Below are 21444 nucleotides of genomic sequence, written 5' to 3' on the forward strand. Positions count from 1 at the left end.
TGCGATCAAGAAGCGCTCGATATCCGGTTCCGGTATCGATGCCCTGCTTCCAAAGGAGGCGAACATCGACCCCCACGCGCTGCTCATCAGCAAGTTGAAAGAGCACTCTCATCTTCACAAGGAAGATGTGAACGAGATCCGCGCATTCAGCATCACGGTTCGCGAGCTTGGTCTCGGAGAGGATTTCGTGCGCCAGGGCGATCGCCCCAAGGCTTCCGCTTTGGTGGTGAGGGGCGTTCTGGCGCGCTACCACTTGCTACCGGATGGACGACGCCAATATCTATCCTTCCATATGCCCGGGGACATGCCGGACTCCCAAGCGCTTTTTGTTGAGCAGATGGACCATACCGTCTGCGCAATCGGCACGGCGAGCGTAGCTTCCATCCCACACAAGGACCTGGTGGCGGCCTTCGACCGTCGCCCGTCGCTGGCATTTGCCATTTGGCGCGAGACGTTGATCGATGCCGCCATCTTCCGAGAGGCGATCACGAACAACAGTGCCCGCCCCCCGCAACGTCGCATGGCCCATCTGTTCTGCGAGCTTTACTACCGGTCCCGCGCCTCCGGTCTCACGGACAACGAGGTGTGCCAGACTCCGATAACCCTGGGGCAATTGGGCGAAACGCTCGGCATGTCGCTGGCTACGGTCAACCGCACGCTATCGGAGCTGCGGGACACCGGCTCGGTCGACTTTCGTCACGGCGAGATCGTGATTCATCATTGGGACCGGCTCGTCGGCCTCGCCGATTTCGACCCGTCCTATCTGCATCTCAAGCGACCGCCGTTGTGACCGCCGTGGTCCGGCCGGCTTCGCCGCGGAGGCTGGCATGCACCCGCGCGGGGATGCCCCACGCGGTAGAAATGGATATGGATGCTGTCAGATCGGCCGTCTGAACGTGCGCGCCGATCTTCCCGGGCCTTCGCCATAACGTGAGAACCCACCCTATGTATGATGTCATTGTCGTCGGCGGCGGGTCTGCCGGCGCTGCCCTTGCCGCCCGCCTGTCGGAAGACCCCGCAACGCGCGTGCTACTGCTTGAAGCCGGACTCGACTGGCGTGCGAGCGAGGCGCCGTGGGAGGTCACCACACCCAACCCGATTCCGATCATCCACAACCGTGAGTATCAGGAAAAGTGGCAGTGGCCCAACCTGTTGAGCCGTCGCGTCGCCGGCCAGAACGCGCATTTCTACTGGCGCGGCAAGGGGCTCGGCGGCTCGTCCATGATGAATGGCCAGATCGCCATTCGCGGCGTCGCCGACGCCTTCGACGAATGGGCGGCGCTGGGTTGCACCGGCTGGGCGGCGAAAGACGTCATGCCGCTATTCTCTGTGATCGAGGACGACGAGGAATTCGGCGACAGCCCGGGCCACGGCCGCGGCGGACCGCTGCCGGTCTATCGCGCGCCCGCAGACAGATGGGGTCCGATCGACAGCGGCTTGCGCGACGCCGCGCTGGCAGCGGGCTATCCATGGTGCGCCGATGTCAACGGCCCCGACGGCGAGGGGGCCGCCTGCTATCCCATCAACAGCCGTAACCTGCGACGCATATCCACCAACGAAGGCTATCTCGAACCGGCGCGCGGCCGTGCCAATCTCGAAATCCGCGGCAAGGCGCTGGTCGACCGGCTGGTGATCAAGGACGGCCAGACCACCGGTGTTGTGGTCCATATCGAAGGCCAGGGCACGATGAAGATCGACGCGCGCGAGATCGTGCTGTGTGCTGGCGCTATTCACAGCCCGGCGATCCTGCTGCGTTCGGGCATCGGCCCCGCCGACGAGCTGAAAGCCATGGGCATCGCGGTCGCGCGCGACCTCCCGGTCGGCAGAAACTTCTTCGATCATCCGCTGTTCCGCACGACGATCCAGCTGCGCGAGGACATCCGCCCGGTCGATCCCGATACCCGCCACACCAACTGCTGCGTGACCTATTCTTCCGGCCTCGCCGGCGGCGGCAAGCGCGACATGATCCTGATCGCCTTCAACCATCGCGGCATCGGCAAGCCCGGCGCCATCGGCACCGGCCTGTTCAATGCATTTTCGCGCGGTGCCCTGACGTTGGCGTCGATCGATCCGTCGATCGATCCGATCGTCGAGGAGAACATGCTCGCCGACCCTCGCGATATCCTGCGGATGCGCGATGCGGTAAAGCGGCTGGCGGTGCTGACCGTGCAGCCGGCGCTGGCCGGGATCGCCGACTGGATCCGCCTCACCGACACCGACCTGACCCTGCCGCAAGCGGCGGCGCTGCCGGATCACGAACTTGACGCGCTGCTGTGCCGCGACACCGGCGACATCCAGCATGCCGCCGGCACCTGCCGCATGACCGCCTTCGACGACGACAATGGCGTGGTCAATCCCGACGGCACCGTGAAGGGGCTCAAGGGCCTGCGCGTCGCCGATGCCTCGATCATGCCGTCCGATTGCCGCGCCAACACCCATCTGACGACCGTCGTGATTGGCGAGCACATCGCACGGATGATGAAGCGCAAGACCACGGCCGGGGCGGTCCCGGCCTTGGCGAGTTAGGTCGGACGACGAGCCTCAGATCGGTTCATTCCGCGGCGCGCGGGCTGGCCATATCTTCGGCCCGCTTCCAGGCCGGAAACGGGTCGAACAGATTGGCCCAGGCCGCGACGTCCATACCGGGCTTGCCCGACACCAGGCAGGCGTCGAGCCGGCTGCGAATGTCGGCTTCATCCATGTCGGTGCCGATGAATACGATCTCCTGCCGACGGTCGCCGTAGATCTCGTTCCAGTTCTTTTTCAGCGACTGTCGCCAATAGGGATCGTCGGGCCAGCGGTCGCTCGGCACATTGGCCCACCAGAATCCCATGCCCTCGCTGCGCACGATGGCGCCGGCCTGGCTGAGTTCGCCGACCCATTGCGGCCGTGTCGCCAGCCAGAAATGTCCCTTGCTGCGGATTACGCCGACCCAGGTCTCACGCAGAAACTGCTGGAATTTCGCGGGATCGAAAGGCCGCCGTGCGCGATAGACGAAATTCTGCACGCCATACTCTTCGGTCTCGGGCGTGTGGTCGGCGAAGCCGTACAGTTCCTTGTACCAGAGCGGATGCTGCTGGGCCTTTTCGAAATCGAAGCGGCCTGTGTCGAGCACGCGGTCGAACGGCACCTTGGCAAGATCCGCCTCGACGATGTCGGCATCGGGATTGAGCGCGCGGATGATTTTTAGTGCGTTGTCGCGCTGCATCGGCGTGGCGTCGCTCACCTTGTTCAGCACCACCACGTCGGCAAATTCGATCTGCTCGACCAGCAGATCCACCAGCGTGCGCCGGTCGCCCTCCAGCGACTCGCCGCGATCCTGCAGGAAATCCGTCGAGGAATAGTCCTTCAGCAGGTTCACCGCATCGACCACCGTCACCATGGTGTCGAGCTGTGCGACGTCCGACAGGCTGTCGCCGTTCTCGTCGCGGAAATCGAACGTGGCGGCGACCGGCAGCGGTTCGGCGATGCCGGTCGATTCGATCAGCAGATAGTCGTAACGACCGTCCTCGGTGAGCATGCGGACCTCGCGCAGCAGGTCGTCGCGCAGGGTGCAGCAGATGCAGCCGTTGGTCATCTCGACCAGTTTCTCATTCGAGCGTGACAGCTTCGCATCGCCATCGCGAATGAGGTCGGCGTCGATGTTCACCTCGCTCATGTCGTTCACAATCACCGCAACCTTCAGGCCGTGGCGGTTGTTCAGCACATGGTTCAGCAAAGTGGTCTTCCCAGCCCCGAGGAAGCCGGACAAGACAGTGACGGGGAGTTTTTGCATCGAGATCGAACAATCGTTTGAGGGACGGAAACCGGCGGGTCTTGCGTGCAGCTATGGGCACCAATTTTTGTTATGTTATAACATAACAATCCTTCCGGTGGCTTTGTCAAGTTCAACCGGGCCCGGCATTGCGGCGTGTCAGCTCTGCGCCCGTGGCAATTCCGCTTCTGTGCCCCCAGTTAAAGGAGCCCTGCAGGAGTTTGCCCATGGCCGCCCTTTCGATCCTCGACCTTGTCCGTGTCACCCAGGAAACCGACGCCCGCGGCGCGCTGGACAATGCGCGCGACCTGGCCGGCCACGCCGAGCAGTGGGGCTACAAACGGTTCTGGGTGGCCGAGCATCACAACATGGCGGGAATCGCCAGTGCCGCAACGTCCATCGTGATCAGCCATATCGCGGCGGGCACCCGGACGATCCGCGTCGGCGCCGGAGGCATCATGCTGCCCAACCATGCTCCAATCGTCATCGCCGAGCAGTTCGGCACCCTGGCACGGCTGTATCCCGGCCGTATCGACCTTGGCCTGGGACGGGCGCCCGGCACCGATCAGTTGACCATGCGGGCCTTACGCCGGTCGCTGCAGAGCTCGGACAACTTCCCGCAGGACGTGCTCGAGCTGCAGGCCTACTTCGCCCCGGTCGGGCCGAACCAGAACATCCAGGCCGTGCCGGCCGGCGGCACCGACGTGCCGCTGTGGATTCTGGGCTCAAGCACCTATGGCGCGCAGCTCGCCGCCGAGCTCGGCCTGCCCTACGCCTTTGCCTCGCATTTCGCGCCGGAACAGCTGCTGCAGGCGCTGGCGATCTACCGCGCCCGCTTCAAGCCGTCCGAGCAGCTCGACCGCCCCTACGCCATGGTCGGCGTCAACATCATCGCCGCCGACACCGACAAGGAAGCCAGGCGCCTGGCGACGACGCAGCAGATGTCGTTCGTGAACATGTTCCGCGGCACCCGCGGCCTCAGCCAGCCGCCGATCGACGACATCGAGACCTACTGGTCGCCCGCCGAGAAGATGCAGGCGATGGGCATGCTGAGGCGCTCGATCGTCGGCTCGCCCGACACCGTGCGCGCAGGCATTGCAGCGCTGGTCGCCGAAACTGGCGCCGACGAATTGATGATCGTGTCGGATGTCTATGATCACAGCGCGCGGCTGCATTCGTACGAGCTGATCGCTGCGACACAGAGCAGTCAGCAAGGGCAGCTGGCAGAAGCCGTCGCCTGAGTCTCAGATCTGCGACGCGACCTGTTCGAGGCCGATGATGCGGGCCAGCGAGCGAACCTCGCGCTTCTGATCTTCGCGCAGCGTAAAGAGCAAAGGCATCGCTGCCGATTTCAGTTGCTGCACTTCGGCGCTGGACGGATCGATCGGCGGGAGGCTGGCGCCCGGCCTGGACTGCTTTGTGTCGTGGATCTTGCGCGCAATCGCTCGCAGCGCATCCTCGACGGCCGGCCAGCTTTGCTGCTGAGAAGCGGTCAGGTTGAGGCGCCCCTTGATGGCGGCGATCTGCGCATCGCTGAGCAATGCATAGTTCTTCTGCACGGGCGGCTTGGCGGCCAGCTTCGGCTTGGCGGGCGTTGGCGACGGGATCATCCCGGGATCGGCGATTCCGGGCGGCGCGACAACAGCCGCGCTCTCCGACGCAAATGCCTGCCGCAGCGATTCAATCTGCAGGGAATCGGATGGCGATGTTTCGACCGACGCCAGCAGTCCGGCGGCCACTGGCAGCTTGTCCTTCTTACCCTGGGCGTTCGAGACCGGGCCACGGGCCACGGCCACAGAATTCGACGTATCGAACGGGGCGGAAGGCACGCTGTCGCGGCCAAGGATGCTGGCAACCGCGCCGCCCGCCAGCAGGACACAAGCCAGGGCCCAAATGGTCAGTGTTCGCGTCAAGCCTGTCTCCACTGCAGCGACGAAACTATCGTCGATCGTCCTCACAAATGGAGAATAAATGAGGCTTAACCATGCCAGTCCGGAGGCGGACCGAGCCCGAATTGGCTAAACCCAACTTAGGCAGCCAACTCAAGCACATAGGCGTCCTGGATATCGGCCACGATATCGGAGGCTTCCCACAGCGCGTCCGGCGCGATGGACTGCATGCTGATGGTCCAGTTGGCACCTTTGGCGGCACGCGGCGTGCTGACGATGTCGAATTCGACGTTGCGGCACAGCGGATGACGCTCGAAGGCAAAGGCCACCCGCGCCTTGATCTCTGCGATGGTAGCTGGCGTCTTCTCGAAACAGGCTTCGAAATCCATGGCAACCGCCCTGTGTCCAATTGCGCGCCGCGCGATTCTCAACCGCCCATTCTTGATCCAGCCCTGGTTAACGAACCATTAATCGCGGCATCGCGGGTTCCCTTCGGGTCAGCCCAGCAGTTGATCGAGCCGCTCCCGCAACTGGTCCTGATGATAGGGCTTCGCCAGCCGCGGCAGATCGAGCTGCGTGCCCTCAGGCAGTTCCGCATAGCCGGTCGCAAGCAGGATCGGCAGCGACGGCCGCACCTCCCGCGAGGCAGCGGCAAGTTCGATGCCGGTCATTCCCGGCATCACGTGATCGGTCATCATCAGATCGAGCGGTTGTTCGCTGCGTAAAATATCCAGCGCATGGCGGCCGGAATTGACGCCGATGACCCGGTGACCCAGATCTTCCAGCATCTCCGTGGTGGACATGGCGATCAGCGGATCATCATCGACGAACAGGATCACCGCCGAGCGCGCGGCGTTGCGCGTGACCTGACCTGCGCCGGTGGATGCCGGGGCTTTGGTGGTGACGGGCAACACCAGGGTCGCCGTCGTACCGCGTCCCACCACGCTGCAGAGTTCGAGGGTGCCGCCGAGTTGCACCGCGAGGCCATGCACCATCGACAGGCCGAGGCCGGTGCCCTTGCCCAGCGGCTTGGTCGAGAAAAACGGCTCAATCGCCTTTTTCAGCGTCTCCGGCGACATGCCGCTGCCGTTGTCGATCACCGACACCTTCAGATAGTCGCCGGGTGTCAAAGCGGGGTCGTTGTTGACCGCGTGCCGGGACACCTTGATGTCGATCGCCCCGCCATCCTGCATGGCGTCGCGCGCGTTGATTGCCAGATTGAGGATCGCAAGCTCCAGCTGGTTGGCATCGATCCGTGCCGGCGGCAGGCCCTCGGGGATATCGATATTCAGCGCAACACGGGGACCGAGCGAACGCTCAAGCAGATCGATCATGCCACGGATCAGCGCGCCCAGATCGACCGGTACCACCTTGAGATCCTGCTGCCGCGCAAATGCCAGCAGCCGCTGGGTCAGCGACGCGCCGCGCTCGGCCCCCTGCATCGCGCCGTCGATCAGCCGGTGCATGCGCGGGTCGTCGGGGATGCGCTTGCGCAGCAAGTCCAGATTGCCCATGACGGCCATCAGCAGATTGTTGAAGTCATGCGCGACGCCGCCGGTGAGCTGGCCGATGGTCTCCATCTTCTGCGCCCAGCGCGGCTGCTCCTGGGCCTTTTCGCGGGCCGCGACTTCCTTCATCAGATCGGCCGTGCGCTCCTCCACGCGCTGTTCCAGCGTGGCGGTGAGTTCGGCCAGCGCCGTGCGTTCGGCTGCGAGCTGGTCGAGCAGCGTTTCCCGCTCGATGTCGACGGTCTTTCGTGCGGTGATATCGAGGGACACGCCGACCAGCGATTTGACCTTGCCGTCGGGGCCGCGAATGGTCCGCGCGCGGGTCTCCACCCAATGCACGGTGCCGTCCGGCCATATATTGCGATACTCGACATTGTAGTCGCTGCCATTGGCAAGGGTCAGGTCGAGGGCCTGCTGGCGGCGCTCGCGATCGTCCGGATATATCGATGCCTGCAGGTCCTCAAAAGTGAAGGGCTGCCCCGCCTTTCGTCCGAAGAACGACTTGCAGGCATCCGAAACTTCGAGTTCCAGCGTCGGAAGATGCAGCTCCAGCGCGCCCAGCCGGCCGGCGTTGAGCGCCGTCTGCAGCAGCTCTTCGCTTTCGGTGAGATCTTCGAGAATGGCGCGCGTCTGGTATTGCCGGCGTCGCCCGCGCACCGCCGAGCCAACGATGCTCACCAAAGTGGTGGGGTGAAACGGGCGCTCGATGAAGGTGACGTTGCCGAGCAACTGTCCGAGCCTTGCCGCATCGGGGTTGCGTTCGGGGCCGCCGCCCTGCCGGGTCAGCAATACGATGGGGAAATCCGACCATGACGGCTGGTCGTGGAGCCAGGTCACCAGCCGGCGCAGATCGGCGGTCTTGATCGCCTCGTCGGCGATCACCGCCAGTCCTGCACCGCCCTCGATCTCCTGCACCAGAGCTGTAAAATCCGCGCAGGCCTGCGCGTAAAAACCAGCCTCGCGGATCAGCGCCTCCGCCACCGCAGCGTCGCGGCCGGTAGGGGCCAGAATGACCGCGCGTTCGGAGGACAGGCCCGGCTTCACGAGGCCTGCTCCTCCAGCAACGGGCTGACGCCGCCATAAATCGGGACGCCGCGCAACACGCCCTGGAATTCGCTGAGCGGGGCCCCGATGGTCAGGCCGCGGCGGTCGATCCGGTATTCGCGGATCGTCGTCTCGTGATTGCCGGTACGCTTCTTGATCACCGAAATCGCCCGCCGCACGCTGCCTGTCGCTTCGAAATAGCGCAGCAGGATCACGGTGTCGGCCAGATAGGTGACGTCGATCGGCGCCTTCATGTCACCCACCAGACCGTGCTGCGCAACCGTCATGAACGTCGCAGCGCCACGGCGATTCAGATACTGCAGCAGCTCGTGCATATGCAGGATCAGCGAGTTCTCCTCAGGCATCGAAGCCTGATAACCGTTGAGACTGTCGATCACCACGGTCTTGATATCATGGTCGTCGATCTGCTTGCGAACGCGATGCGCGAATTCGCCGGGCGACAGTTCGGCCGCATCGACCTGCTCCACGAACAGCTTTCCGCTTCGCTGCATCTCGGCGAGATCGATGCCAAGACCTTTCATGCGATCGAACAGCAGACCAAGCTCCTCATCGAGCACGAACATCGCGGCCTTTTCTCCGCGCTTCACCGCGGCCACGACGTTGACGATCGCGGCGATTGATTTGCCGGTGCCGGCCGGTCCCAGCACCAGCGTGCTCGATCCGGTTTCGACTCCGCCGCCGAGCAACTGGTCGAATTCGGCGATCCCGGATGACTTCGTTGTGCGGGCCAGATTGTTGCGGAATTCCGAGGCCACCAACCTTGGGAAGATGTTCAACCCGCCGGTGGAAATGGTGACGTCGTGGTAGCCGCCGCGGAATTTCACGCCACGATACTTGATCACGCGGGCGCGGCGGCGCTCGGCGCCATAGGACGGCGCCAGTTCCTCCAGGCGCAAAACGCCATGGGCAACGCTATGCACGGTCTTGTCGGCCACGTCGGCGGTGAGATCGTCCAGCAGCATGACCGTGGTGTTGAACCGTGCGAAATAGTGCTTGATGGAGAGGATCTGCCGGCGATAGCGCAGCGAGCTCTGCGCCAGCAGCCTGATTTCAGACAGGCTGTCGAGCACGACCCGGCTCGGCTTGACGCGTTCGACCGCCTCGAAGATCTGCTTGGTAGTTTCCCCGAGCTCAAGGTCCGAGGAATACAGCAGGCTCTGCTGCTGCTCGGAATCCAGCAGGCTTTCGGGAGGCAGAAGTTCGAAGACCTCGATGCCTTCGCCGAGGGTCCAGCCATGTGAAGCCGCACCGTCGCGCAGCTCAGGATCGGTCTCGGACAGGGTGATATAGAGGCATTTTTCCCCGGTACGGGCGCCCTCCAGGAGAAACTGCAGAGCAACAGTGGTCTTGCCGGTGCCCGGCGCGCCTTCCACGAGAAACAGGTGACCGCGCGTAAAACCACCGGACAGGATATTATCCAGACCCCAAATACCGGTTTTCGCCCGATCTTCGGGTGCAAGTTCAGAACTCATCGGAACCCCCTAACGTCGAATAACCACCACGATTGCAGCGAGTTCCCTGCCATCGCACGGTTTTTTCGCCCCGCAAGTGGGCTCGGTTCAGCGTTGCTCGATCACCAGGCTCTGCACGGCCCGGCCAAAGTAGCCGTTGATGTCGGCGAGCCGCGAGGCGGCGATGCCGGCACCGGTGGGCCCGATCCAGCTTTCGGAATCCAGCAGGATCCAGTCGCCCACAGGCGGTCGCGACAGGCTGACGGAAAGGTCGGCATTCAAGAACGTCCAGTGGTCGAAGCTCAGGACGCTCGACGTTCCGTTGCTGAAATCGGCGGCGACCACCGCGCGCATGACCTGGGAAATCGGCGCCCCCTCGATGATCGGCCGGTTGAGCCGGTACCAGATCGCGCCGGGCCCGAGTTTGAGGAAGCCACCGCGCACCGCCCGCACCGTCATGCCGGCAACAAACGGACTGCTGGCATGTTTCGGCTCCAGCAATCCTCCCTGGTCCGGCAGGGGAAGGTCGAGTGGGGAATCGACGACCTCCGCAGGCAGCGCCTGCGCCTCGACCCGGACCTTCAGCACCGTGGCGCGCACAACGACCACACCATCTGCCAGCAGCCTGACGCCACAAAGCTGGATCTTGCGGCCTTCGCGCAGCACCTCGGTCTCGAAGCTGAGCGGCGCCACGGGCACCGGCCGCAGGAGGTCGACGGTCACCCGCACGACCTGCATCGGCGATGCCGCAGGCATCCGCTCGGCCAGCCACGTCACCAGCGCCGACGGCGCCGACCCGTGCTGCATGGTCGCGTTCCACGGACCCGCGGCGTGCGGAGAGGTGAGGACGTGATTGCCGTCCACGCGATAGATGAAGTCCATCAAGCGAATCTCTCAAGTCTCGTGCAGGCTCCGCGGAGCGGCCCGAGGCATGCCGCGCCGCCTTGGGGACCCGGGCTCTACAGCGGCGGATCGATCGCTTCGTCATATTCCTTCTTGAAACGCGCGATCAATTCCGCCACCGGCACCACCTTGCCGACGCTGCCGATGCCCTGGCCGCTGCCCCAGATTTCCTTCCACGCCTTCGGCTTGGGGCGCTCGCCGTTGCTGTCGGTGCCGAAATTCATCTTGGTGGCATCGGATTCCGGAAGATTGTCGGGGTCCATGCCGGCAGCGACGATGGAGGGCTTCAGGTAGTTGCCGTGAATGCCGGTAAACAGGTTCGAGTAGACGATGTCCTCGGCAGCCGAGGCAGCGATCATGTCCTTGTAACCCGGCACGGCGTTGGCTTCGGTGGTGGCGATGAAGGCCGAGCCGATATAGGCGAAATCTGCACCGAGAACACGTGCAGCGCGGATCGCGCGGCCGTTGGCGATCGCGCCCGACAACGCGACGGGCCCGTCGAACCACTGCCGCGTCTCAGCGACAAAAGCAAGCGGCGAGATTTCGCCGGCATGGCCGCCGGCGCCGGCCGACACCAGGATGAGGCCGTCGGCGCCCTTCTCTACCGCCTTGTGTGCGAAGCGCTGATTGATCACGTCGTGAAACACGATGCAGCCCCAGCCATGCGCGGCCTGGTTCAGCTCCTCGCGGGCGCCGAGCGATGTGATCATCATCGGCACCTTGTGCTTCTCGCAGACGGCCAGATCGTGCTCGAGCCGGTTATTGGATTTATGCACGATCTGGTTCACCGCGAAGGGGGCCGACAGACGCTCCGGATGCGCCTTGTCATGGGCGGCAAGCTCTTCCTTGATCTGGCTCAGCCACTCGTCGAGCAATTCCGGCGGTCGCGCATTCAGCGCCGGAAATGAGCCGACGATGCCAGCCTTGCACTGCGCGATCACCAGCGCCGGCACCGAAATGATGAACAGCGGCGCACCGATCACCGGAATCGACAGGCGATTCTTGAACAAAGCAGGCATGGACATGGAGCTTCCTCGTCTTGTTTTTATTTTGCGCGAAACGGAATTTCCTTCGGCGCCTGCCCGTTGGGCCGGCGGACGATGCCAGAACCCAAGGCAGGAAAGCAATCGCGCGGTCGCGGAAATTCGCCGACCCCATACCCGTTTACTGGCAGAGCGCGCGGGTGACGTAGCTTTCAGTCTTGCAGACGTCGTCGGCCTTGTTGCCGGTCATAAAAGACTTTCGCGAGCAACTCTGGGCGGAGTCGGTGTCGAGGCTTTTGCCCTCGTTGAACCCCTTGCCCTGGCAGAGCTTGTCGGAGGCTGCCTTGCAATCCGGCGCGCCATTGGCCGACACCGGACAGACCACGCGTCCTTTGACCACCGTGGTCAGCTGGGGCAATCCGTCGCTGGATTGACCGAAATTGTTCAAAGACGGAAGGGCGGGAAGCGACGGCATCGCCGGCAGTGTCCATGTCGGCGCCTTGAACAACTTTCCCAGCTCATTCATGAGACCGGGATTGTCGCGCGTTTCAGGCACGGCCTCAGCCGGCACCGAGGCAGCCGGTGGCGCCTGTACGACGGGCGCGGCCTGATCCGGAGCCGGAGCGGGCGCGGCGGCAGGCGCGGGCGCGACCTGGATAATCACCGACTTGATTGGCGGAGATGGAGCTGGCGCCTGCGCCCGGGCGCCATCCATCGCGGCGATCATGAGCGCCACCAGGACGGCGATCGTGAAACTGCGATGGCGCGCGAACGCATTGATCGAGTCAGACATGACGCGAAACGTACCCCGAGCGTTGCTGCGGGGAAAGCGTCGCGGATCAGAACAGGCGGAAAGCGATAATGAAGCCGAGCACCAGCACACCGGCGGCAAGCGCCACCCACAGGCCCAGACGCTTCTCGATGTTTTCGCGGATCCAGACGCCATAGCGGTTGAGCAGGATGGCCACCAGGAAGAACCGGCCGCCGCGGGCGATAAACGACAACCCGATGAACATCCAGATGTTATAATTGGCAAAGCCCGACGTGATTGTGACGAGCTTGAAGGGAATCGGCGTCAAGCCCTTCAGCAGGATGATCCAGGCCCCATACTCGGCGTAGCCGGCCCGGAACGCCTCGACCTTGTCGCCATAGCCATACAGCTGAATCAGCCAATGGCCGACCGAGTCATAAAGCAGGGCGCCGATCAGATATCCGACAATGCCGCCGGCCACCGACGTGACCGTGCAGACCAGGGCATAGAGCCAGGCCCGCTCCGGTCGCGCCAGCGACATCGGAATCAGCATCACGTCCGGCGGTATTGGAAAGAACGAACTTTCCGCGAACGACACGGCCCCCATCAACCAGATTGCATAGGGCTTGTGGGCGGCGTCGATGCACCAATCATAGATACGTCTGAGCATGGCGCGATGAACCACCGTGGCGTGGATTTGTCCATGCCGTGCGGCGATGAAATGTCAGGCGAGCTTTCGTCGTCGCGCGCCTTCGAGCGTGACAATTCGTCGCCCTGAGGGCTGGGCGTCGACCTGCCGGGGGCGTTTGGGAGGTTTGGGAAGCTTTTCGGCGATTCCGAACATCCGGTCTCGCCGGTCCATCTCGGCCCAGATCTGGCCAGGCTTCACGCCCACGGAGGCCCAGAGCACGGTGAGATTGTAAAGCAATTCGGCGCTTTCGCGGATTACAGCGTCCGGCCTGTCATTGACCGCGTCGATCACGACCTCGATGGCCTCTTCGGCCAGCTTCTTGGCCATCCTGGCGGGGCCGCTGGAACAGGCGCGCGGTTCGCGACGTGGCAGGATCGAGATCCTTGGCTGCGATCACTGCCCGGTAAAGACGATCCAGCGAATCACTCATGACAGCAGGCTAGCTGCAAACCGTGGTTAGCGGGTTAATGCGGATGAACCGCCAGATCTCACGACAATCGCCGGCCGCTCACACGACCGGCGATTGCCTGTTCCAATGCGGAATTGGTCGGAACGCTGCTGTTAAGCGTCAATAACCGCCGTAATAGCCCGGGCCGCCACCGTAATAGGCCGGCCCTCCGCCGTAATAACCGGGGCCGCCGCCGTAGTATCCGTGGCCGCCATAGTAGGCCGGGCCGCGATCATAGTAATAGTCGCGGCGATTTTGCGAGGCGGCGATCGCGCCGATGGTACCGACAATGGCACCGAACGCAGCCAGCCCGGCGGCATTACCACCGCCACGGCGATAGTGACGACGGCGCGCCGAACTGAAATCGGTCGAGGTCGATGCCGCATGGCTGTACGCGCCATCGGCAGCCGGTGCGGCCATCACAGCCGTCGGCGCCACTGCCGAAATAGCCACAGCCGCAACAGTAGCCAAAATGGCAGCGCGGCCTTTGGAATGAAACAATCCCGTACGAGTGAACATCTAAATGTCCTCCGTGGTCGTCTGGCCCTGCGGGCCTCGATCACTAACCACTTGGGTCACTATGAGTTCCCGAAGCCGAACCGGAGCTGAACGATCGGTGGCGGAATAAAGGCGCTCACCTGACGTTCACGTTTGATCGCGCAGGATGATGAGGGCAAGATGCCGCAGCCGCGGTCATCAATCCAACATGCCGGAATGGCAACTGTCGCCCTCCGACTTGGTGTTAGTGCCTCAATGCGTAGTCTTGCGACGATATTCTCACGGCGGCTTCTGGCTTTCTGGCTCAGCACATTGAGCCTTGCCGCTATCCCTGCGACACATGCCGACGAAGCCCGGCCTCCCGTCGCGGTTCAGTTTTCACTTGATCGCGCCATCGATGCGGTGGCTGCGCCGTTCGTCATGGCGAGCACGCGCGGCCTGTTTCGTGCCGAAGGGCTGAACGTCTCAACCAACGTCGCCAGCGGCACGCGCGACACCATCACCCGCATCGCCTCGGGCGCCAGCGATCTGGCGCTGGCCGATCTCAATGCCCTGATCCGCTACCGCGACGGCGCCGATGCGGCCCCGGTGAAGGCAGTCTTCGTATTCCTCAACAAGGCGCCCTACGCCATCGTGGCGCGACACAGCCGCGGCGTCTCGGCGCTGAGCAGCCTCGACGGCAAGACCATCGGCGTCGCCGACGGCGATCTCGCGATCCGGCTATGGCCGGCACTGGCGCGGCGCAACGGCATCAAGCTGGCCAACGTCAAGCAGGAGAAGATCAGCCCCGCGGTGCGCGAGCCCATGCTGTCTGCAGGCCAGCTCGATGCCGTGACCGGATTTTCCTATCTGTCGGCGGTCAATCTGCGTAACCGCGGCGTGCCGGCCGACGATCTTGCGGTATTTCGCTATGCCGATTACGGCTCCGTGGCCTACGGCACGGTGGTGATCGTCAATCCGAAATTTGCTGCGGACCGGCCGGAGGCGGTGCGCAGCTTCCTGCGCGCGGTGACCGCCGGCATGCGGCTCGCCATCAGCCAGCCGGCGCAGGCGATCGATGACGTCATCGCCCAGATGGACGGCGGGTCGCGCGAGCTCGAACGCGAACGGCTGCGCATCGTGATGCACGACAACATCCTGACCGCCGACGTCAAGCGCGACGGGCTCGGCGGGCTCGATCCCGCCCGCTTCGAGGCATCGCTCGGCGAGATCGCGGAGGATTTCAGCTTCCGCAAACGGCCGTCAGTCGCCGATATTTTCGACGGCACCTTCTTGCCGGACCCGGCGGGGCGCAAGATCGACTGAACAACTGGCGCGAGCCGCTGTATTCCGCCGTCGACCTTGCCTAGAATGGCTTGTGGCGGCGTTGCGGCAAACCTGTGGCAGCCTGCCGCAAGTCCAATCGTCAGTCCCTGAGCTCCCTGGCAGGCCTCCCCTCCATGATCCGACTTTACACCCGCGTGCTGCAACTGCTGGGCAAGGAGACGCGGCTCGGCTGGATCCTGGCTGGCGCCAACCTGCTGCTGGCCGCGGCGCAATTCGCCGAGCCGGTCTTGTTCGGCCGCATCATCGACGTGCTGTCGGGTAACCTGTCCACCGGCGCGCTGGAAACCAGGGTCGGCTCGCCATGGCCGCTGCTGGCCGCCTGGGTGGGCTTCGGCCTGTTCACCATCGGCTGCGGCGCCATCGTCGCGCTGAACGCCGACCGGCTGGCGCATCGCCAGCGTCAGGCGGTGCTGACCGACTATTTCGAGCACATCATGCAGCTGCCGCTCACCTATCACACCGGCACCCATTCCGGCCGGCTGATGAAGGTGATGCTGCAGGGCACCGACGCCCTGTGGCGGCTGTGGCTCGGCTTCTTCCGCGAGCACTTCGCCTCCATCGTGTCGCTGATCGTGCTGCTGCCGCTGTCGCTGTACATCAACTGGCGGCTGGCGACCCTGCTGTTCATCCTGTGCGTCGTCTTCACGGTGCTGACCACGCTGGTGGTGCGCAAGACCTACGGGCTGCAGAGCGAGGTCGAGGGCCACTACAGCGACCTCTCTGCGCGCGCTTCCGATGCGCTGGGCAATGTCGCACTGGTACAGAGCTTCGTCCGCGTCGACGCCGAGGTGCAGAGCCTGCGCAGCGTCGCCAGCCAGTTGCTGGCGGTGCAGATGCCGGTGCTGTCGTGGTGGGCGCTGGTCACGGTGATGACGCGCGCCTCCACCACCATCACCGTGCTGGCGATCTTCACCGTGGGCATCGCGCTGCATCAGCAGGGCCTCACCACGGTCGGCGAGATCGTGATGTTCGTCTCCTTCGCCACCATGCTGATCCAGAAGCTCGAGCAGGTGGTCAGCTTCATCAACAGCGTGTTCATGGAAGCGCCGCGGCTGCAGGAATTCTTCAACGTGCTGGACGCCGTGCCGGCGGTGCGCGACCGCATCGACGCCATCGATCCCGGCCGCCTGCAGGGCCTCGTCGAATTCAACAACGTATCGTTTTCCTATGACGGCAAGCGGCCGGCGATCGCCGACCTGTCCTTCACCGCGCTGCCGGGGCAGACCATCGCGCTGGTCGGCGCCACCGGGGCCGGCAAGTCGACGGCGATCGCGTTGCTGCATCGGGCTTTCGATCCGCAATCCGGCGTCATCAAGATCGACGGCATGGACGTGCGGGGCCTGACCCTGGCGGGGCTGCGGCGCAACATCGGCGTGGTGTTCCAGGAGGCGCTGCTGTTCAACCGCTCGATCGCCGACAACCTGCGCGTCGGCAAGCCGGATGCCACCGAGGAGGAGATGCGCACGGCCGCACGCCGCGCCCAGGCGCTGGATTTCATCGAGCGCAGCGAACGCGGCTTCGAGACCAATGCCGGCGAGCGCGGGCGCATGCTGTCCGGCGGCGAGCGGCAGCGGCTGTCGATCGCCCGCGCGCTGCTGAAGGATCCGCCGATCCTGATCCTCGACGAAGCCACCAGCGCACTCGACGCGGTCACCGAAGCCAAGGTCAACGTCGCTCTCGATGAAGTGATGAAGGGCCGCACCACCTTCGTGATCGCGCACCGGCTGTCGACCATCCGCAACGCCACGCGCATTCTCGTATTCGAGGGCGGCCGGGTGATCGAAAGCGGAACGTTCGACGAACTGGTGGCGCAGGGCGGCCATTTCGCGGCGCTGGCGACGGCGCAATTCATGGTGCAGGAGAATGCCCGCGCGAGCCTGAACCTTCCCGAAGCAGGCCCGGCCATGGCCGCGGCACCGGGACACGTCGAAATTTAGCCGCCTTCATCGCCGATTTAGCGTCACCGGCCACTGTTCCGACGCTGTCAGCCGGTATAGGTTTGGCCCCACCGCAGCCGATTGATGGCCCGCCTGCCTGGCGGCCTGAACGTCAATTTCCAGGATTTCAGCGCGCTGCGCCCGGCGCCGCGCGCTGGTCGCAAAGGACCGGAATCGGATAGTGCAGTTTTTGTTCGCCCCTCGCCTGCCGCTGAAGTGGATCATGGTCGCCGCCGCGCTTGCGCTGGCGCCGCTCGCCCCCCGCACCGCTCAAGCCGAGGCGCTGCTGGTGGTCGAGGTCGATACCGGCAAGGTGCTGCAGGCGGAAAACGCCACCTATCCGTGGTATCCGGCCTCCGTCACCAAGCTGATGACCGCCTATGTGACGCTGAAGGCGGTCAAGGACGGACGGCTGTCGCTGGACACGCTGGTGTCGGTCTCGCCGACCGCGGCGGCGCAGTCGCCCTCCAAGATGGGCCTCAGGCCCGGCACCCAGCCGACCATCGATAATGCGCTGAAGATGATGCTGGTGAAGTCGGCCAACGACATGGCCGTGGTGCTGGCCGAGGGCGTCGGCGGCTCGATCGATGGCTTCTCCGAGCAAATGAACGCTACCGCGCAGAAGCTCGGCATGACCCAGACCCATTACGTCAATCCCAATGGCCTGCCGGCCGACGGACAGGTCACCTCGGCCCGCGATCTGGCCATCCTGGCCCGCGCCATCATCCACGACCTGCCGGAATACGAGTATTTCGTGCACATCCCGTCGATCCGTTTCGGCCGCAGGGTGACGCAGAACTTCAACCGGCTGATCGGCCGCTTCCCGGGCGCCGACGGCATGAAGACCGGCTTCATCTGTGCGTCCGGCTACAATCTGGTGGCCACCGCCACGCGCAACGGCAAGCGCCTGATCGCCGTGGTGCTGGGCGCGTCCTCCGGTCAGATGCGCGCGGTGCGCGCCGCCCAGCCGCTGGAACGCGGCTTTGCCAGCAATTCGCTGACCTGGCTGCGCCCGGCCATGGGCACCGTCGACAATCTGGCGCCGATCGACGCCGCCCCGCCGAACCTGCGCGACGAAATGTGCGGACCCAAGCGCAAGCGCCCGGCCAGCGACGAGGACGAAAACGTGGCCAGCGACAGCTCCGGCGAGAGCCCCAGCCTGACCTTCTTCAGCGCCGGCCTGCAGCCGCCGACGCTGCGCCCGGTCGACATGATCGCCGCCGCCCCTGCCCCGTCGGAGCCGGTCATCGTCTATACCGGCCCGAAAAAGACCGGCGCCGAGCTGATCGCCGCCAATGCCGTGGAAGAGGCCAAGCAGACGCCGAAGCCGAAGGCAGGCAAGAAGCGGGTCGCCGGAAAGAAGCCGGACGCCGCGGCCGACGCCAAGGACACCAAGCCGGCGGCGACTGCCGAAGCCAAGCCGGATGCGAAGCCCGCCAAGCGGGTCAGCGTCAAGCTCGACACCGCCAAGCCCGACGCGCCGAAGCCCACGGCAGCCAAGCCCGCAGCGGGCGCTGCCAAACCGGCAGCAGCAGCGGCGGCCAAGCCCAAGTCGGCCGCCAAGCCGGCGCCGAAAGCCACCACCGGCGAGGCCAAGCCCGCCGCCGCGACGTCGCCGCGCTCGTAGCCCTCCTCACCGCCATCCATTGCTGCGACGCGCCTTGCCTTTGAGGCGGCGTATGCCCAATACTTCCCCGAAATAATGCATCGAGGGGGAAATACGATGGAGCGCATCTGGCTCAAGCAGTATCCGGCGGGCGTCCCCGCGGATATCGACGTGACGCAATATCCGTCGCTGGTCGCGCTGCTGGAAGAGAGCTTTGCGAAATTCCGCGACCGCAAGGCGTTCATCTGCATGGACAAGTCCATCACCTATCGGGAGCTGGACGAGATGTCGGTGGCGCTGGGCGCCTACCTGCAGAGCAAGGGACTGGCCAGGGGTGCGCGGATCGCGCTGATGATGCCCAACGTGCTGCAATATCCGGTAGCCACCGCCGCGGTGCTGCGCGCCGGCTATGCGGTGGTGAACGTCAATCCGCTCTACACGCCCCGCGAACTCGAACACCAGTTGAAGGACTCCGGCGCCGAGGCGATCATCGTCCTGGAGAACTTTGCCGCCACGGTGCAAAAGGTCATTGCCAGGACTGCGGTGAAGCATGTCATCGTCGGCAGCATGGGCGACATGCTCGGCTTCAAGGGCCTGATCGTCAATCTTGTCGTGCGCAAGGTGAAGAAGATGGTGCCGGCCTGGTCGCTGCCCGGCGCGGTGCCGTTCAACGACGCGCTGTCAGCCGGCCGCGGCATGACGTTCGCCAAGCCGGCGATCGGTCCCGACGACGTCGCCTTCCTGCAATATACCGGCGGCACCACCGGCCTTTCCAAGGGCGCCACGCTGCTCCACCGCAACATCCTTGCCAACGTACTGCAGAACGATGCCTGGCTGCAGCCGGCGCTGCGCAAGCCGCCCCATGTCGACCAGCTGTTCATCGTCTGCGCGCTGCCACTGTATCATATCTTCGCGCTGACGGCCTGCTTCCTGCTGGCGATGCGTGCCGGCGGCGTCAACCTGTTGATCCCCAATCCGCGCGACATGCCCGGCTTCGTCAAGGAGCTGCTGAAGTATCAGATCAACAGCTTCCCGGCGGTCAACACGTTGTTCAACGGTCTGCTGCACACGCCGGGCTTCGACCAGGTCGACTTCTCCAAGCTGAAGATTTCCAACGGCGGCGGCATGGCTGTGCAGAAGGCGGTGGCTGAGAAGTGGCTGAAGGTCACCGGCTGTTCGATCGCGGAAGGCTACGGCCTGTCGGAGACGGCGCCGACCCTGACCTGCAATCCCGCCGACGTCGAAGAGTTCAATGGCAGCATCGGCGTGCCGGTGCCCTCGACCTGGATTTCGATCCGCGACGACGACGGCAACGAGGTGCCGCTCGGGTCGCCGGGCGAGATCTGCGCCAAGGGACCGCAGATCATGTCGGGTTACTGGAACCGGCCGGACGAGACTGCAAAGGTCATGACTGCCGATGGCTTCTTCCGCACCGGCGACATCGGCATCATGACGGCGGACGGCTACACCAAGATCGTGGACCGCAAAAAGGATATGATCCTGGTCTCCGGCTTCAACGTCTACCCGAACGAGGTCGAGGACGTCATCGCCAGCCATCCCGGGGTGCTGGAATGCGCGGTGGTCGGCGTTCCCGACGAGCGCACCACCGAAGCCGTCAAGGCCTTCGTGGTGAAGAAGGACCCGAACCTGACCGCAGCAGACATCATCAAGTTCTGTCATACGGAGCTCACCAACTACAAGGTGCCGAAGCAGATCGAATTCCGCGACGCGCTGCCCAAGACCAACGTCGGCAAGATCCTGCGCCGCGAGTTGCGCGACGAAAAGAAGCAGGCGGCGGCGTAACTCGGAATCTTGTCCCGGACGCGCTGCAGCGCAGGCGATGCGAAAGCATCGCCGACAACGCTGCTGCGCAGATCCGGGACCCAGATTCTTTGGATCGCCACCGGGACCCCGGATCAGCAGCGCACCACGGCGCAATCGCGCCGCGTTGCGCAGCATCCGGGGAACGCCCGTGGGGCGGCCTCCGCTTGCGTGCGCCGAATATTGTGCGCGTCATGCAGCCGGTCTAAACACACCCACCCATCCTTCAGGAGAGATCTGCGATGACCATCAAAGTTGGCGACAAGCTGCCCGAGGCGAAGTTTCGCGTGATGACCGCGGAAGGTCCCGTCGAGAAAACCACCGACGACGTGTTCAAGGGCAAGAAGGTCGCCCTGTTCGCCGTGCCCGGCGCCTATACCGGCACCTGCCACAAGATGCATCTGCCGAGCATCTTCCTCAACGCCTATGCGATGAAGGACAAGGGCGTCGACACCATCGGGATTGTCTCCGTCAACGATGCCTTCGTGATGAACGCCTGGAAGAAGGACACCGACCTGCGCGACGAGGCGATCTTCCTCGCCGACGGCAATGCCGATTTCGCCAAGGCCATCGGCCTGGAAATGGACGGCTCGGGCTTCGGCCTCGGCATCCGCTCCAAGCGCTACTCGATGCTGGTCGAAGACGGCGTCGTCACCAAGCTCAACCTCGAGCCGAACGCCGGCAAGGTCGAAGTCTCAGGCGGCGATACGCTGCTCGAACAGCTTTGAGCTGAGGCGGCCTCGCAACAAACACTACTGTCATCGCCCGGCCTGGCGCGCAATTGCGCGCCTGGACCGGGCGACCCAGTATTCC

Annotated in this window: 18 protein-coding genes and 1 pseudogene; 8 read left to right on the forward strand and 11 right to left on the reverse strand. The window is 64.3% G+C overall.

The genetic code is table 11. The features are described from left to right. Positions 1-64 precede the first annotated feature (64 nt). Positions 65-790: a Crp/Fnr family transcriptional regulator gene (locus tag ACUXVA_RS02740; RefSeq protein WP_445493221.1), complete on the forward strand. Its 726-nt coding sequence runs from the start codon at positions 65-67 to the stop codon at positions 788-790. A 155-nt stretch (positions 791-945) separates the two neighbouring features. Next, positions 946-2526 carry a GMC family oxidoreductase gene (locus tag ACUXVA_RS02745; protein ID WP_445490721.1) on the forward strand — a complete coding sequence of 527 codons (1581 nt, stop codon included), beginning with the start codon at positions 946-948 and terminating at the stop codon, positions 2524-2526. Between the two features lie 25 nt (positions 2527-2551). On the opposite strand, the gene zigA is transcribed toward ACUXVA_RS02745, so the two are convergent. Continuing rightward, positions 2552-3775 (reverse strand): zinc metallochaperone GTPase ZigA, encoded by a 1224-nt coding sequence (zigA, locus tag ACUXVA_RS02750; RefSeq protein ID WP_445490723.1) that lies wholly within the window; start codon positions 3773-3775, stop codon positions 2552-2554. A 206-nt stretch (positions 3776-3981) separates the two neighbouring features. Between zigA and ACUXVA_RS02755 the strand changes: the two genes are divergently transcribed. Next, positions 3982-4995: an LLM class flavin-dependent oxidoreductase gene (locus ACUXVA_RS02755; protein WP_265081687.1), complete on the forward strand. Its 1014-nt coding sequence runs from the start codon at positions 3982-3984 to the stop codon at positions 4993-4995. 3 nt (positions 4996-4998) lie between these two features. Here the strand turns inward: ACUXVA_RS02755 and ACUXVA_RS02760 are convergent, their stop codons facing one another. The 10 genes and pseudogenes from ACUXVA_RS02760 to ACUXVA_RS02805 all read right to left on the reverse strand — a co-directional run bounded on the left by ACUXVA_RS02760 (position 4999) and on the right by ACUXVA_RS02805 (position 13962). Further along, positions 4999-5667, reverse strand: coding sequence for a hypothetical protein (locus ACUXVA_RS02760; RefSeq protein WP_265081686.1), 669 nt, complete (start codon positions 5665-5667; stop codon positions 4999-5001). A 116-nt stretch (positions 5668-5783) separates the two neighbouring features. Continuing rightward, positions 5784-6032 carry a hypothetical protein gene (locus ACUXVA_RS02765; RefSeq protein WP_265081685.1) on the reverse strand — a complete coding sequence of 83 codons (249 nt, stop codon included), beginning with the start codon at positions 6030-6032 and terminating at the stop codon, positions 5784-5786. A gap of 108 nt (positions 6033-6140) precedes the next feature. Continuing rightward, positions 6141-8195 carry an ATP-binding protein gene (locus tag ACUXVA_RS02770; protein WP_445490726.1) on the reverse strand — a complete coding sequence of 685 codons (2055 nt, stop codon included), beginning with the start codon at positions 8193-8195 and terminating at the stop codon, positions 6141-6143. Next, positions 8192-9688 carry an ATPase domain-containing protein gene (locus ACUXVA_RS02775; RefSeq protein WP_445490728.1) on the reverse strand — a complete coding sequence of 499 codons (1497 nt, stop codon included), beginning with the start codon at positions 9686-9688 and terminating at the stop codon, positions 8192-8194. Before ACUXVA_RS02775 ends, ACUXVA_RS02770 begins: the two co-directional genes overlap by 4 nt. 87 nt (positions 9689-9775) lie before the next feature. Next, positions 9776-10549, reverse strand: a complete 774-nt coding sequence (locus ACUXVA_RS02780; protein WP_265081684.1) for a thioesterase family protein — start codon at positions 10547-10549, stop codon at positions 9776-9778. A gap of 77 nt (positions 10550-10626) precedes the next feature. Next, positions 10627-11595 (reverse strand): NAD(P)H-dependent flavin oxidoreductase, encoded by a 969-nt coding sequence (locus ACUXVA_RS02785; RefSeq protein ID WP_265081683.1) that lies wholly within the window; start codon positions 11593-11595, stop codon positions 10627-10629. A gap of 139 nt (positions 11596-11734) precedes the next feature. Continuing rightward, on the reverse strand, positions 11735-12445 hold the full coding sequence (locus ACUXVA_RS02790) for a hypothetical protein (protein WP_265081682.1): 711 nt from the start codon (positions 12443-12445) through the stop codon (positions 11735-11737). Then, positions 12393-12974 carry a YqaA family protein gene (locus ACUXVA_RS02795; protein WP_445490732.1) on the reverse strand — a complete coding sequence of 194 codons (582 nt, stop codon included), beginning with the start codon at positions 12972-12974 and terminating at the stop codon, positions 12393-12395. Before ACUXVA_RS02795 ends, ACUXVA_RS02790 begins: the two co-directional genes overlap by 53 nt. A 54-nt stretch (positions 12975-13028) precedes the next feature. After that, positions 13029-13425 (reverse strand): annotated as a pseudogene (gene hisE / locus ACUXVA_RS02800) (phosphoribosyl-ATP diphosphatase). 138 nt (positions 13426-13563) lie between these two features. Further along, complete coding sequence (locus ACUXVA_RS02805) at positions 13564-13962, reverse strand: hypothetical protein (RefSeq protein WP_265081679.1); 399 nt, start codon at positions 13960-13962, stop codon at positions 13564-13566. 234 nt (positions 13963-14196) lie between these two features. Here ACUXVA_RS02805 and ACUXVA_RS02810 point away from each other — a divergent pair, with 234 nt between their 5' ends. The 5 genes from ACUXVA_RS02810 (at position 14197) to ACUXVA_RS02830 (ending at position 21359) form a co-directional block, all read left to right on the forward strand. Next, a complete protein-coding gene (locus ACUXVA_RS02810; protein ID WP_445490734.1) occupies positions 14197-15246 on the forward strand; it encodes an ABC transporter substrate-binding protein in 1050 nt (349 codons plus the stop codon). Between the two features lie 134 nt (positions 15247-15380). Then, a complete protein-coding gene (locus ACUXVA_RS02815; RefSeq protein WP_265081677.1) occupies positions 15381-17204 on the forward strand; it encodes a glucan ABC transporter ATP-binding protein/ permease in 1824 nt (607 codons plus the stop codon). A 223-nt stretch (positions 17205-17427) separates the two neighbouring features. Further along, a complete protein-coding gene (locus ACUXVA_RS02820) occupies positions 17428-18831 on the forward strand; it encodes a serine hydrolase (protein WP_445493223.1) in 1404 nt (467 codons plus the stop codon). Between the two features lie 96 nt (positions 18832-18927). Further along, the gene (locus ACUXVA_RS02825; protein ID WP_445490737.1) at positions 18928-20613 is read left to right on the forward strand and encodes a long-chain fatty acid--CoA ligase; all 1686 of its coding nucleotides are present in this window, start codon (positions 18928-18930) and stop codon (positions 20611-20613) included. Positions 20614-20873: 260 nt separating this feature from the next. Beyond that, positions 20874-21359, forward strand: a complete 486-nt coding sequence (locus ACUXVA_RS02830; protein ID WP_265081674.1) for a peroxiredoxin — start codon at positions 20874-20876, stop codon at positions 21357-21359. The last annotated feature ends 85 nt before the right edge of the window (positions 21360-21444 follow it).

The sequence above is a fragment of the Rhodopseudomonas sp. RCAM05734 genome (genome assembly GCF_052658035.1).

Bases quoted from the DNA above. Each gene is read 5' to 3' on its own strand.
- ACUXVA_RS02805 (WP_265081679.1), bottom strand. From the start codon at position 13,962: ATGTTCACTCGTACGGGATTGTTTCATTCCAAAGGCCGCGCTGCCATT.
- ACUXVA_RS02775 (WP_445490728.1), bottom strand. From the start codon at position 9,688: ATGAGTTCTGAACTTGCACCCGAAGATCGGGCGAAAACCGGTATTTGG.
- ACUXVA_RS02810 (WP_445490734.1), top strand. From the start codon at position 14,197: ATGCGTAGTCTTGCGACGATATTCTCACGGCGGCTTCTGGCTTTCTGG.
- ACUXVA_RS02820 (WP_445493223.1), top strand. From the start codon at position 17,428: ATGGTCGCCGCCGCGCTTGCGCTGGCGCCGCTCGCCCCCCGCACCGCT.
- ACUXVA_RS02755 (WP_265081687.1), top strand. From the start codon at position 3,982: ATGGCCGCCCTTTCGATCCTCGACCTTGTCCGTGTCACCCAGGAAACC.
- ACUXVA_RS02785 (WP_265081683.1), bottom strand. From the start codon at position 11,595: ATGTCCATGCCTGCTTTGTTCAAGAATCGCCTGTCGATTCCGGTGATC.
- ACUXVA_RS02815 (WP_265081677.1), top strand. From the start codon at position 15,381: ATGATCCGACTTTACACCCGCGTGCTGCAACTGCTGGGCAAGGAGACG.
- ACUXVA_RS02780 (WP_265081684.1), bottom strand. From the start codon at position 10,549: ATGGACTTCATCTATCGCGTGGACGGCAATCACGTCCTCACCTCTCCG.
- ACUXVA_RS02795 (WP_445490732.1), bottom strand. From the start codon at position 12,974: ATGCTCAGACGTATCTATGATTGGTGCATCGACGCCGCCCACAAGCCC.
- ACUXVA_RS02830 (WP_265081674.1), top strand. From the start codon at position 20,874: ATGACCATCAAAGTTGGCGACAAGCTGCCCGAGGCGAAGTTTCGCGTG.
- ACUXVA_RS02745 (WP_445490721.1), top strand. From the start codon at position 946: ATGTATGATGTCATTGTCGTCGGCGGCGGGTCTGCCGGCGCTGCCCTT.
- zigA (WP_445490723.1), bottom strand. From the start codon at position 3,775: ATGCAAAAACTCCCCGTCACTGTCTTGTCCGGCTTCCTCGGGGCTGGG.
- ACUXVA_RS02765 (WP_265081685.1), bottom strand. From the start codon at position 6,032: ATGGATTTCGAAGCCTGTTTCGAGAAGACGCCAGCTACCATCGCAGAG.
- ACUXVA_RS02825 (WP_445490737.1), top strand. From the start codon at position 18,928: ATGGAGCGCATCTGGCTCAAGCAGTATCCGGCGGGCGTCCCCGCGGAT.